The following is a 12,495-nucleotide window of genomic DNA, read 5'->3' as shown; positions in this document are numbered from 1 at the left end:
ACAAAATAGACAGGTTTTGGTCATAAGATCCTGTCATTATACCTACCCCGCCATTATTTTCCAGTGTTTTCTGTATGACCTGTGACATAGCCTGTGTCTGTCCCGTTACAGTCTCACCTAAGGAATATATTTTGTCTTCATAATTTTTCATTTTATAAAAGTCCTCTCTCCGTCTTATGCCTTCTTCATCCTGCTTTTATCTGTATACAGAAAACCTGTCCCTGCTAGTTTTGTTACCCATTTTTGCATACAAAAAGGACACTTGCCAAGATCTGCCAGTGTCCCTACTATATTTTTTTTAAATCACACATCTATATAGTATAAAAGGTATCGGAATCTCTTCTGTTCAAACATCTTTTCCATATATTATGATGATATGGAAACAGTGACAACCGGCTGACATGGTCAAGCTTTCTGACTTTAGTCCCTTCTGGCTTTGCGACCCTGCCTTTCAATAGGTTTGCCTTTAAAATAATCTCTTTCTTCAAAAAAACATACCACGCGGTTTTCCGCACGTCAATAATTTTTTTTTGAAAAATCTACACATATTTTACTTCTGTTTTTGAACTTCTCTTTATAAAAAATCTAAATCGATGAATCCTAAAAACCTAACATTTTTTTCATATGAAACTCATTCATCATTTATAGTGCTATTCTCTCCATTAACTAAACATAACCTATTGTTCGATAATAAATGTTAGATCCCAAAAGAGGCTTCACACCACGAACCAACTCGCAATGCAAAGCCTCATCACTCACCCATTATATTCTTGTCACAAAATCCAGCGAGCTCCACTCATTCCGCTCTTTCTCATATGCTTTCAGCAGCCCCCTCATTGATGCTCCAACACCATCAGCCTCAGCAACAATAGTAAAACAGCCAGCACCCGTATATTTTCCAGTCTTCTCCTGATCCGTTCCCAGCTTCTTCCGGCTTCTTATGTTCCTTTGTTGATGATATGATAGATCATTACTGTTTCCTTCTGTCCCTGTCTCCACAGTCTGGCATTGTATTTCCTTGCGACACGCTCAAAGGATTTTATATTGCTATCCGTAACCTCAATGGACTTTGCACCCTCTCCCTGACCGACCAGCTTCTTTACCGGGATTTTCCCATGGGAAGGCTTCTTATGCTTCTGATGCTCCAGATACATCTTCATTGCCTTCTGTAAAACACTTGCGGTCTATAACTGCCCTTACGCTGTTATGTCTATGTTCTATTTCAAATTTACAAACAGAAATTAATCAAATTCTTAGACTTCTTGAAGTTCAAATTCTGAACTTCTGTGGATTTATCAGTGATCCCTCTCTTTCTTTTTGTACCTGTCTGTGATAAAATCAATCCTGTAGAAATCGAAAAAAGTTCATAAAAATTTAGCAATTACAGGCATTGATTTTTTGCTGTAAATTGCATATAATAAAAACACAGATAGAAATATCTGTGTAGCGGTTAGAGCGTCCAGTTAAAATGCTCGTTTAAAAGCGGTTAGATTGTCCAATTAAAACAATCGGTTAACAGCAGTGGGTGGAGTAATCCACCCACTTTTTTACTTTTCAGGAGGCTTTATGGATTGGTACGTTGTCGATAAAAAATACATCCATTACCTGACACAGTTTGATTCCCGTGTCGGATATGTGGAATATGGGGAACGTTTGAAACTCCATGTGGGAATTCTTCTTACTATCGGAGATTTCCACTACTATGTCCCTATTTCCTCTGCAAAACCAAAACATCAGAAGATGTCCAACAGTCTGGATTTCCACAAACTCCAGGATGAATCCACCGGATATCTTTATGCGGTATTAAATATCAATAATATGATTCCGGTTCCTGATAACTGTCTTACACAGTTAAAATATAATCAGGTAGAAAGCTTCCGTTCTTTCAGTAACGAAAAAGAAAAAACAGACTATGTCTACCTTCTCCAGAAAGAAAAAGCTTTAATCGACAATGTTCAGGACACTCTGCAAAATAAAGCCATGAAATTATATCAGAAATGCATTGCCAAGCCCGATTCTTCCCTTGCTGCAAGATGCTGTGACTTCAAAATGTTGGAAGAAAAATGCAGTTCTTATTCCGATACATAAACTCTTCATCATTTCTCAGTGGAAACACAAGTACAAATGCCGTGATATCTGATGTACTTGAACGGTCTAAACCGCCATAGCAGGTTCTTCCGATAAGTTCCTCCTCATTTACGAGAAATGCACACGCATCCCATTTATCCATCTGCATCCAACGTGTGGACTGTTTTACCCATTGGTTTAATCGAAGCTGCCGGAAGATATTCTCTTCTGCAACATTTTCCCTTGCACTGATATAGGCATTTCGAACCTTTTCAATATCGATAGTTTCTCCAAGGAAAGGATTGGCTTTATACCATGTAGCTTCGCTCGTCCAATCATCCTCATCGGATACACCATAAATCACGGGATAGAATCTATCTCAAGCAGCATTAGCTGAACAAATAGGTTGTGATGAGCGTACAATACTAAATATTGAAAACGACCGTGGTAATCCCAAGTTCGAAGTATTGTGCCAGATCATCGCTTATTTACACATTCCTGCAGACCATATTTTTCACCCTGACACTGCTACGGACGGGTTGAAAAAACAAAAACTGTTATTGATGCTACAGGAATGTGATGAGCAAGAGGCAGCCGAGATTCTTCCAGCAATTGAATACCTCTTAGCACTTATACATAAAAGAGGTAATTCAAACGAGTAAAGGAACCAGCTAATCCGTTGTGATTCTGGTTCTTTTCTTTTTGTAGTCATCTCTAAATCTTACTCTTGTAATGTTTTAATTATTACAAGAGTAAGATTTCAAGTCAATCTGTTTTTTCTGAAATTGACAATCACATAAATAGCGTCTATAATATATTTATTACATCCGTAAGATTTAAGAAGGGATTTGAAATGAGCGATTTACCACAGATTTCTGAAGCTGAATTTGAAGTTATGAAAATCGTATGGAAACATGCGCCGATCAGTACAAATGAAATAACAGATAAATTATTACAGACCACAAGCTGGAGTCCGAAAACGATACAGACTTTAATCAAACGCCTTGTGACCAAAGGCGCTCTGACTTATGAAAAACAGAGCCGAGTGTTTGTTTACACCCCAGTCGTGAAGGAAAGCGAATACATCGGCCAGGAAAGCAATTCTTTTCTGGAACGATACTATGACGGAGATATCACTGCCATGCTGTCTGCCTATATAGAAAATGACAGACTGTCTGAAACAGAAATAGATACCCTCCGCTCCCTTCTTTCAAAGAGGTCAAAAAAAGGAGGCAATTAACGTGGCTGATTTTATGATACGCTTTTTAATATGCAATGTATTTATCAGCGGTATCATCGGAATTCTTTTGATAGCCAAGCGGATATTCAAAGACAACCTTTCCAGCCGTATGCAGTATAATCTGTGGTTCCTGCTTCTTGGGTTGCTGACATTTCCCTTTATACCGTTCCGTTTAATCGGATTTCCTCAAATTTTCTCGTGGCTCGGTAACTTAAGAAGCTCTCCTGCTTCTGGTACCGCAACCGCTATAGGAGAAGCTGTGGGAATTAATCCAGCAGGAAATACAGACTGGATGAATGACTTCGCACTTTCTGTAAATAGCGAGACACCATCCATTTCCGGATACATATTGTTAGGGATATGGATTGTAGGCATTTTTGCAATGATTATATTGGTAATCAAATCCTCTCTCCGTTTACGCAACTTGGAGAAATCTGCACTTCCCCTTCAGAACAAGGAAGTCCGCAGACTGTATCATCACTGCTTAGAAGAGATAGGGATTCACAGAGATATTCCTGTCTACAGTACCGCATTTTTGAAATCCCCGATTATTGTTGGACTTTTGAAACCGTGTATTTATCTTCCGATTCATCTGATCTCTGATTATAACGAATCCGATATGCGGTATATGCTGTTACATGAACTGCAGCATTACAAGCACCATGATGCTATTGCCAGTTATCTGATGAACCTTGCTGGAGTGGTATATTGGTTCAATCCTCTTGTTTGGTACGCTCTGAAAGAAATGCGTAATGACAGAGAGGTTGCCTGTGACACCTCTGTTTTAAAGATGCTTGAAGAGGATGCTTACGAAGATTATGGCAATACATTGATTAACTTTGCAGAGAAGGTTTCACTTACTCCTTTTCCGTTTGCTGCCAGCCTTGGTGGAAACATGGAGCAGATGAAGCGGAGAATTATCAATATCGCATCTTATGAGAAGCCAACATTTACAAAAAGGCTAAAAGGTATGACGGCATTTGTACTGACTGCTGTCCTCCTGTTAGGTTTTGCTCCTTTTATTTCTACATACGCAGCAGACGAAAACTACTACCAATGGGACTCCTCTTCTGAGAATGTTACCTATGTAGACCTCTCCACATACTTCGGAGAATACAAAGGTAGCTTTGTTTTATATGATTTAGAAAATGATGCATGGAGCATACACGACATGGAGCATGCCACCTTACGAGTTGCTCCAAACTCCACCTACAAGATATATGATGCCCTGTTCGGATTGGAAGAAGAGATCATTACACCGGAAAATTCGTTCATTGCATGGAATGGCGAAACCTATCCATTTGAAGCATGGAATGCGGATCAGACTTTACAGTCTGCAATGAATTCCTCCGTGAATTGGTATTTTGAATCTGTGGACGAACAGCTTGGAACCGCTGACATTTCCAACTATATTGAGGAAATTGGGTATGGAAACGAAAATATAAGTGGTGATTTCTCCACTTATTGGATGGAATCTTCCTTGAAGATTTCCCCAATAGAGCAGGTCGAACTTCTAACCAGGCTGCAGAATAACAGCCTTGGCTTCGCCCCTGAAAATATCAATGCAGTAAAAGATGCCATCTGCCTTTCCTCTTCCGATGCCGGAACATTCTACGGAAAGACCGGAACCGGACGTGTGGATGGCCAAGATGTGAACGGATGGTTTATCGGCTATATCGAAACTGTAGATAATACATACTTTTTCGCTACCAACATTGGTGCAGACAGCGATGCTACCGGAGGCAACGCAACTGAAATAACCATGTCTATCTTGTCCGACATGAATATCTGGAAATAAAGAAATCGGGTAAAGGTCATAGTCGTATAATCCTTTGCCCGATTTTTTTATTTTCACTTTATGCATAAAAGCGTTTCAATTATCCAGTTCTATACGTCAAGAATTAGATTTATCATTGATGTATTCTATAATTTCTCCAATAAAAAAAGATATAAATGTCCCAATTGAAACAAACAAACTATCTCTATCACCTAATGATTCAATGAAGATTGAAAATGTAAACGTAAAGTTACTATACATATAATCATAAAAAACGTATTTCAGAGAACCTATCAAGAGCATCAACCCGAAAGAAATTAATGCATATATTAGGCACAGCAAAAAGCTAATGTCAATGCTGCGTTTGACAATGATTTTTCCCATAAAAAAACCTAAAATAAAAACCCCAATATCAATATATGTATATATAATTAAAAAACCCAAATAGGCTAAGGCCGCATTATATTTGGGAAATAAATAAAAACAAAGAAAATAAGCCAAAGCCACACATACAAAATATACTAAAAATGGAGAATACGTTCTAACAAACTTTCTCATAAAAACACCTCACACCACATGTAGATAATCGAATTAAAATCAAAAGCTTATCTTAATTTATTTCATGCTCTTCACTTCCAGTCGCTGACCATGATGTTTTACCACTACTGACCACATCTTTTGTAGACATACTATATGCAAATATATCAAGGATCTCCGCCTCTGAGATATACCATGAACCATCTGTGTTTTTCTTACTTCTGTATAAAACATATAATTCGCATTTTTCATTCTCCGAAAGTCTGTCATATACAAGATATTCTATTATTTCCTCATTCTCATTTAAGATAACTCTAGAATTTCCATTCGCACCGTATGATATCATAAAATCACATCCTTCGTCTGCGAAGTATTGTTGATATATAGTACGATATCCATCATATATTTCATTTGTTTCCATTAATGTCACATAATCACAGATCGCAGGAATAGAAATATCATCCTCTTTCATATTTTCCATTAATTCATCCATTAAATCGTGTTGAATGACAAAACCATTATCCTGTGAACTGAATATTCTAATGATCTTTCGTGGCATCATTCCCTGCGGTCCTGCTCCTGTAACATAGTTTATGATGACAATCACATCCTTTGCACCATCTCCATCTATATCCTGAAATCCAACCGCTTCAACACTATCAAACATTCCTACACTATCATTCTCTGTACTATTATTTTCATAACACTCCGGAAAATAATATATAATTTGATTGTCTTTTGCCAGCACAAATGAAACATCTTCCCAGAGCGTTTCATAAGTCGGCAGATAAGATACAAACTGTACTTCACCCCAATCATTCAATTCTACATCAAAGGATTGTTCAGTTATAACCCGGCTTTCATCTAATCTCTCTCCTGATGGATATTCTACTTCAATATCTGCTACATCTGTCAATTGCTGTATTTCTTTCATACCATCGAAATATAAAATGACTTGTTCATCAAATTGCTCTTCACCTGATAGAATTATTTCTACATAATCCTCATGCCAGGTAACCTTCCAACAGCTGCTACTGATGCTTGCACCGTCATTGTGCAATTCAAAATCTGTTTGCGATATCTTATCTTCGCCTTCTTTAAGGACTAACCGTCCACTTGCTGAACCAAAAGGCCATTCCGGTTCTCCAACAGCTTGAAGTATCACTTCATATTTTTTATCTGGTGAAACGGATGTATCGCAAGTTATCTTCTTGTAATTTACCGTATACGAAATGCAACACCAAAATACTACAAACAGTGCAATGAGCGAGCCCATAATACATAGCATAAATTTTTTCATTGATATAGCCCCCTTTTTAATGTCCTCGTATATCCAGTTCTTTCAATAGAGAATTTTCGCTTTCCCATGAATATACAATGTAATATCCGGCGTCATTTATTTCTTTCCCAAAATTCAGAGTTTCGTTGTCAATCACATCAATAGACTGTCCTTCCTGAATTTCCACAAGATACTCCCATTCATTGCTTCTGTGATCCGAATAGTAATCATCCAGTTCTTTCAAGGACAACTCGCTCTGAATTAGAATCGCACCAAAATATTGCATCCCGTTTCCGTTACCTGTCAGCTTCCCTGCCCGTGATATTGACTCTATCAGTTCCGTTTTCTCTGGCAGTGGTGTTTCACATAATTCCTTTTCCACTTTATAGGCAATGTTATTATTTATGAATGAAATGGATATTACTCCGCCTATCAATACAACTGCTACCAATATTCCAACTAATTTTAATTTTTTCATGTGTCCTCCTTTCTTTTCTTACACATGTAAGATTATCATAGAACACCATTATCATCAAATCATTCTTTAATCCGGTATTGGTAATCGGGTATCTGCATAATTCCGTCATTTAGGATTTCATTCCCCAAATACTGAAAACTGCCATCCTCTGCAAATCTTACCGTAAGTTCATGGGTAATGACTGCATCATCGCAAATGACCATGTCGCAAACTGCCTCCACCGTTAACGTAACCGTCCCATCCTCATTTTCTTTGATGTCGACAACCTCCGGCAGAGATGTCCCAAAGAAGGTAGGCGCATAATTAAAGCATCCAAGCCGCACCCAATAATAGGTCTGGTTTTCCTCATCAAATACTGCGTAATCCCGTATCTGCTCTGCTGTTATCGGAAGATATTCCATAATCAGACTTTCGAATTCTTCTTTTGGGATACCATTTGGATAATCTTCGGAATTAAATTTTTCTCCATATTTCATTCCATACAGATATTCAAACATCCCGTTATAATCCAACTCATTCAGATTTTCTATATTCCAGTTTGAACACAAAAGGTTATTTCCCTGATATCCAAGACCTCGAACACAACGTTCAGACATTTCACGCTGTTCCTCTGTCATAGGTTTTATTCTAATCAGGCAGCTTCCATCCACAATTTCACTGACTTCCGGTGGCTCCGGCACACACAACTCATAGCAGAACCATCCTTTTTCCGTGTATTTCCATTCCTTGAGTCTCGTATATGAAATGTACGAAATTCCCGGCTCGTTGTCAGCATTCCAGATTCCTCTTGCACTTACAACATACATATCCGTTCCATCAAAAATGAATTTCATTCTGCCCAGTCCACCATCGTTGTGGATTTCATAAATTACTACAGAACCGCTTTGCCCTTCCATACATTCTTTAAGAAAACTATCGACACTTTCATAATTCCCCATGTTAGAATACGTTACCATCGTAGCAATTGGATATCCTGCGTCCTTTACCTTCTTCTGCATTTCAAGAACCGTTTGATCATCCAAAACAACATTAGATGCTATCCCTTTATCTGCTGTTTCATAAATGTCAAGATAAAGTTCCATCAGCTTCTTACAGTCACTCTCAGCTTCTTCCTTTTCCTGTTCATCTACCGGAAGATTGTAGCCCTTTTCCCATTGTACTGCAGCCTCTTCCTCGGCATTTTTTTATTTTCTCCGTGGAAGATACTTCTTCCGTATCTTCCACAAGAGATTCTCCCGCAACACTATCTTCTTTTCCACAGGCACACACGAAACACCCAATCAGAAATACCATGATCAGTAGAATGCTTTTTCTTTTTAATGCCATAATATCATCCTTTCTTTTCATACTTGTAATAGCTTCTGACCACATCCACACTTCCGTCTTTTGAGTGCAAATCGTATTTTACAAATCCGCCAAAATAACTGACTTCAAGAATCGTTATTTCTGCTTCTTCCTGTGCATCCACCTTTTCGCAAAATTCCAGTACCTGCTCTGCCTCAGTCATGTTAACTTGATTTCTGCTGTCAACAGCCGGATATCCATTTTCTCCAAGGCAATTTACAATACTGCGAATCGTTTCCAAATCAGCTATCTGGTTTTCTTCTGCTGCCTTCTTATAAAGATCTATACAGATGTTTATAATTTCTTCTGCATTCTCCTGAGGTTCTTCTGGAATAGCCTAAATATCAATTACTGTTTCCGAAACTGTATCTTCTTCCGGGGGTGCATCGCTGCACCCCGAAACACTATGCATCAGTAAAAAACTAATTACTACTAAACCACTCTTCCAGAACCAGGCGGTCTTTCTTAACAACATATCCACTTCCTCCTCTTCCTTTTACATCTTCTACCATGCTGATAATCAATATAGGACGTTCTACCGTATCTTCTGCTGTAAAAATTGCAAACCATCCTAATTCCGTACCCGAAGCATCATCCTTCGATGCCTTGATTTCTGCCGTACCTGTTTTTCCCGCTAAAAGAATGTCATCCCGATGGGCTGCATATCCAGTTCCATTAGAATCATTCACAACCTTCTTTGTTCCTTCCAATACACGACTTGCTGTCTCATTAGAAAAGGCTCCTGGAATCCAATACTCAGCTACTGCGTCTTTCTGATATACCAAATACGGTTTTATGACATTTCCCTCATTACAGAAAGCAGAATAGATACAAGCCATATGTAACGGATTCACTAAAACCTGTCCTTGTCCGTAACCGCTGTCAGCTAACTGTATTTCAGTTTCAATTCCCTCTGTATTGGAATACTGCGACTCTGCCATCTTAATCTCAAATGGCAGTTCCTCATTAAAACCAAGTCCGGTCAAAGAACTCTCCATCTCTTCTGAGCCAATCTTTAATGCTGCCTTTGCGAAATAAATATTATCGGAATAAATCAAGGCATTCTCTAAAATGACTGGTTCATATGCATGGAGTGTTGTTACATGATAAGAACCCCACGATGCATCCTTTTGCCAGCTTAAGCCTACGTTCCCGTAATCTTCCATCGGATCGATTGCTCCTGATTCCAAGCCGACTGCAGCGGTAATTGGCTTGAATGTAGACCCCGGACACCACACTTGCCGGAACCGATTATACATTGGCTTATTCTCATCCTCATTAAGCGCAGTCCACTGTTCACTGGACAATCCCATAATAAAATCGTTATTGTCATAGGACGGTGTGCTGACCAAGGCCAATACCTCTCCGGTATAAGGATTCATGGCCACTGAGCAGCTTTTATCTTCCTTAAACTGTTCGTACAAGGAAACCTGCAAATTGGCATCTATCGTAAGCTGAATATCCTGCCCATGCTGTACCAGAATACAAGCCAGTTCCTCCTTCTCTTTGCCTTCCGAATTTACAATGTAAATCCTGCAACCGTTCTGGCCTTTCAGTTCACTCTCAAACAAGCCCTCCATTCCGCTTCTGCCGATTACACTATTGGCTGTATAGCCTTCTCCTGCATGTTCCTCTAAATCTTCCGCAGTAACGCTTTGAACATACCCGACCAAATGTGCAGCCGCTTCTCCTAATGGGTATTCACGCACTTCAACATCAGATATCATCACTCCGGGAATTTCCAGTAGCTTTTCATGTCTTTCCTTTTCTTTCAGCACCTCTTCGTCCGGTTCAATCTTCATCAACTCGATTTCTTCAACCCTCGGAATGGTTTTTATCGGCACAAAGGAGTCATCCTTTACCCACTGTGCCGACAGCATCTTTTCTATCGCTTCCGGAGTTGTTTCCAACAGTTCTGCAATCTGTGCAATTGCTTCCTCTCTGTTTTCCACCTTGCCCGGAACGATTCCAACCGAAGAAGCTATACCTTTTCCTGCAAGGACACGTCCTTTCCTATCCAGAATTTCTCCTCTTACTGCCTGTGTAGTGGAAACTCTTACTTTATCTGTAGAAGTCAGATTCGGAAAAATCATGGAATCATCCCAAACCAACTTATATCCATCTTCGCCCTTTAGGAAGAGTGCTTCATTCTCAAAGCTGATAGTTCCTGCAACTGTATCAAAAGAAGTCTGGTAGGTTACCGCCATTTGCTCCTCATCATATGCAATAATCTGAACAGCCATATTCTGGACTTCTATACCTTCATAAATAGCTGAATTTCGAGTTACAAAATCCTCCTGACTGACATTCCCCGATGCCTCAATATGTAGCATCGCATACATTTCTTCATACTCCTGTTTTGGAATATGATCCATGTACTCCACCAGAAGTTCTTCCGGTGTCCTCCAGGCATTTTCCTTTGTTGCCAACATTCCTGCCACGCATACTGCAGAAATTACCGCAGCTATTCCTATAACAGCAATCGCAATCCATAGGAGCCTGCTTCTTGTTTTCTTTCGCTTGTTTCTGCTTTTTCCTTTCTTCATATTGACCTCCATTCATTTTGCTTTGCTGATATGGTCATATTCTATTTTCAATGTACGTTATATCTTCAAAATATTACATTCGTAAGATTTTAAAATAAAAAAATTTCTCTTTGCTGGGTATATCGTACTATGCATTCCTCCTCTCTTTTTATTACATGCGTAAGATTTCGCAACAAAAAAATTTCGTCCGCAATCCTGCTGCACTTGTGTAAATATTACATCAGTAAGATTTATAAGTCAAGTTATCTTTATACAAAAAGGCTCCTGCCGGGAGATATCATACATTTTCGCAAAAGTGATACCTTTTAGCAAAAGCCTATTATTCAGCAGAGTCTCAAAACCCCCCTCTGCTACGATATTCAAATGATTCATTCATAAGGCTACAAAACACACATCCATTTTCGCTCCTTAATATCCCACAAACCGCAGAAAATCAAGGTTTCCTTGAAAGCAGACAGACGGTTTCAATATTCCCCTGAACTCTGATTTTATACTGCATAGCGAAAGTATGCAATGTATATTCAGGATTGGGGTAGTGTTTTACTTTTTTGATATTTCTTCACATATTTTTTAACTCAAAAATATACTTGTTCTGCCGGGTATTCTGTTCCCATAATATTTCGTAACGTATCGAAATTAGTATTTCTTAAACGCCTTCCAGTTACATTTGTTTGCAAATAAAGTATATAGTCCTGCAAGTTTTGAAAATTTTCATTTTGAACATTAATATCTTTCCGTAAAAAACTTCCTATCGCAGTATTTACAGCTTTGACCTCATAATTTCTCACATTCCAATATGGATGTAATTCTAATTTTTCATATATTTCTTTTAGCATTCCATTCATTGGTTGCGGATCATTAATATGTAAAATCATTAATGAACGTGCAAACAAAATCAAACTTCTTAATTTAGAATTTTCTACATTGTTTTTATTCCCATTTCCAGTTCCACCATTACCTCTTCCTACACCATTGTTATCTTCTATGAAGATACTTCGCTTCTTTGGTACTGGTTTATTCCAACTCTTAAGCATTTTCCTTCCAATTGTCTCTGAAAAAACCGGGAAATATTGGATATCCTTGATTACGTCACAAACTCTAAACATTATGAAAGAATTTTCAATATCACGATTACCCGTTGCATAACTGCTGACAATTTTCCCAGGCAATAATTCTTCAAAAAGACTCTACATCAACTTCAAAATCTTTTCCTATACTGATTCTATC

At 38.5% G+C, this 12,495-nt stretch carries 12 protein-coding genes, 2 pseudogenes and 1 riboswitch; of the genes and pseudogenes, 4 read left to right on the top strand and 10 right to left on the bottom strand.

The features are described 5' to 3' along the window. Window positions 1-384: 384 nt before the first annotated feature. Window positions 385-475, bottom strand: a riboswitch (cyclic di-GMP riboswitch). Window positions 476-1,007: 532 nt separating this feature from the next. Next, a pseudogene (locus tag DWX76_RS06060) lies at window positions 1,008-1,181 on the bottom strand (PcfB family protein); the annotation flags it as partial. A 385-nt stretch (window positions 1,182-1,566) separates the two neighbouring features. Here DWX76_RS06060 and DWX76_RS06055 point away from each other — a divergent pair. Continuing rightward, complete coding sequence (locus DWX76_RS06055; RefSeq protein ID WP_118570301.1) at window positions 1,567-2,088, top strand: type III toxin-antitoxin system ToxN/AbiQ family toxin; 522 nt, start codon at window positions 1,567-1,569, stop codon at window positions 2,086-2,088. A gap of 1 nt (window position 2,089) precedes the next feature. On the opposite strand, the pseudogene DWX76_RS06050 reads toward DWX76_RS06055, so the two are convergent. Further along, window positions 2,090-2,440, bottom strand: a pseudogene (locus tag DWX76_RS06050) (terminase TerL endonuclease subunit); the annotation flags it as partial. 28 nt (window positions 2,441-2,468) lie between these two features. On the opposite strand from DWX76_RS06050, the gene DWX76_RS06045 reads away from it, so the two are divergent. The 3 genes from DWX76_RS06045 to DWX76_RS06035 all read left to right on the top strand — a co-directional run bounded on the left by DWX76_RS06045 (window position 2,469) and on the right by DWX76_RS06035 (window position 5,105). Continuing rightward, entirely contained in the window at window positions 2,469-2,729 is a 261-nt protein-coding gene (locus tag DWX76_RS06045; protein WP_118492192.1) for a helix-turn-helix transcriptional regulator, read from the top strand. A 191-nt stretch (window positions 2,730-2,920) separates the two neighbouring features. Then, window positions 2,921-3,307 (top strand): BlaI/MecI/CopY family transcriptional regulator, encoded by a 387-nt coding sequence (locus DWX76_RS06040; protein ID WP_107001152.1) that lies wholly within the window; start codon window positions 2,921-2,923, stop codon window positions 3,305-3,307. Window position 3,308: 1 nt separating this feature from the next. Further along, window positions 3,309-5,105, top strand: coding sequence for a BlaR1 family beta-lactam sensor/signal transducer (locus DWX76_RS06035; protein ID WP_118570300.1), 1,797 nt, complete (start codon window positions 3,309-3,311; stop codon window positions 5,103-5,105). A 96-nt stretch (window positions 5,106-5,201) separates the two neighbouring features. Here the strand turns inward: DWX76_RS06035 and DWX76_RS06030 are convergent, their stop codons facing one another. From DWX76_RS06030 to DWX76_RS06000, 8 genes are all read right to left on the bottom strand, one after another. Further along, window positions 5,202-5,642 carry a hypothetical protein gene (locus tag DWX76_RS06030; RefSeq protein WP_107001154.1) on the bottom strand — a complete coding sequence of 147 codons (441 nt, stop codon included), beginning with the start codon at window positions 5,640-5,642 and terminating at the stop codon, window positions 5,202-5,204. 52 nt (window positions 5,643-5,694) lie between these two features. Further along, window positions 5,695-6,921, bottom strand: coding sequence for a hypothetical protein (locus tag DWX76_RS06025; protein WP_118570299.1), 1,227 nt, complete (start codon window positions 6,919-6,921; stop codon window positions 5,695-5,697). 16 nt (window positions 6,922-6,937) lie between these two features. Continuing rightward, window positions 6,938-7,378 carry a hypothetical protein gene (locus DWX76_RS06020; RefSeq protein ID WP_118570298.1) on the bottom strand — a complete coding sequence of 147 codons (441 nt, stop codon included), beginning with the start codon at window positions 7,376-7,378 and terminating at the stop codon, window positions 6,938-6,940. Between the two features lie 59 nt (window positions 7,379-7,437). After that, a complete protein-coding gene (locus tag DWX76_RS06015) occupies window positions 7,438-8,460 on the bottom strand; it encodes a DUF6070 family protein (RefSeq protein ID WP_412693995.1) in 1,023 nt (340 codons plus the stop codon). A gap of 40 nt (window positions 8,461-8,500) precedes the next feature. Beyond that, the gene (locus DWX76_RS14935; RefSeq protein WP_412693994.1) at window positions 8,501-8,704 is read right to left on the bottom strand and encodes a hypothetical protein; all 204 of its coding nucleotides are present in this window, start codon (window positions 8,702-8,704) and stop codon (window positions 8,501-8,503) included. 4 nt (window positions 8,705-8,708) lie between these two features. Next, entirely contained in the window at window positions 8,709-9,056 is a 348-nt protein-coding gene (locus DWX76_RS14275) for a DUF6070 family protein (RefSeq protein ID WP_270234414.1), read from the bottom strand. Between the two features lie 88 nt (window positions 9,057-9,144). Beyond that, window positions 9,145-11,268 (bottom strand): penicillin-binding transpeptidase domain-containing protein, encoded by a 2,124-nt coding sequence (locus DWX76_RS06005; RefSeq protein ID WP_118570297.1) that lies wholly within the window; start codon window positions 11,266-11,268, stop codon window positions 9,145-9,147. Between the two features lie 575 nt (window positions 11,269-11,843). Further along, the gene (locus tag DWX76_RS06000; protein WP_147353838.1) at window positions 11,844-12,302 is read right to left on the bottom strand and encodes a hypothetical protein; all 459 of its coding nucleotides are present in this window, start codon (window positions 12,300-12,302) and stop codon (window positions 11,844-11,846) included. Between the last annotated feature and the right edge of the window lie 193 nt (window positions 12,303-12,495).

The sequence above is a fragment of the Clostridium sp. AF21-20LB genome (genome assembly GCF_003478795.1).
Lineage (GTDB): Bacteria > Bacillota > Clostridia > Lachnospirales > Lachnospiraceae > Otoolea > Otoolea fessa.
The sequence above is the reverse complement of the archived record's forward strand: the minus strand, read 5'-3'. Positions and strand labels throughout refer to the sequence as shown.

Excerpts from the sequence above, each read along its gene's own strand:
- DWX76_RS06030 (WP_107001154.1), bottom strand. The coding sequence starts at position 5,642 with ATGAGAAAGTTTGTTAGAACGTATTCTCCATTTTTAGTATATTTTGTA.
- DWX76_RS14935 (WP_412693994.1), bottom strand. The coding sequence starts at position 8,704 with ATGGCATTAAAAAGAAAAAGCATTCTACTGATCATGGTATTTCTGATT.
- DWX76_RS06000 (WP_147353838.1), bottom strand. The coding sequence starts at position 12,302 with ATGCTTAAGAGTTGGAATAAACCAGTACCAAAGAAGCGAAGTATCTTC.
- DWX76_RS06055 (WP_118570301.1), top strand. The coding sequence starts at position 1,567 with ATGGATTGGTACGTTGTCGATAAAAAATACATCCATTACCTGACACAG.
- DWX76_RS06005 (WP_118570297.1), bottom strand. The coding sequence starts at position 11,268 with ATGAAGAAAGGAAAAAGCAGAAACAAGCGAAAGAAAACAAGAAGCAGG.
- DWX76_RS06025 (WP_118570299.1), bottom strand. The coding sequence starts at position 6,921 with ATGAAAAAATTTATGCTATGTATTATGGGCTCGCTCATTGCACTGTTT.
- DWX76_RS06040 (WP_107001152.1), top strand. The coding sequence starts at position 2,921 with ATGAGCGATTTACCACAGATTTCTGAAGCTGAATTTGAAGTTATGAAA.
- DWX76_RS06020 (WP_118570298.1), bottom strand. The coding sequence starts at position 7,378 with ATGAAAAAATTAAAATTAGTTGGAATATTGGTAGCAGTTGTATTGATA.
- DWX76_RS06015 (WP_412693995.1), bottom strand. The coding sequence starts at position 8,460 with ATGGAACTTTATCTTGACATTTATGAAACAGCAGATAAAGGGATAGCA.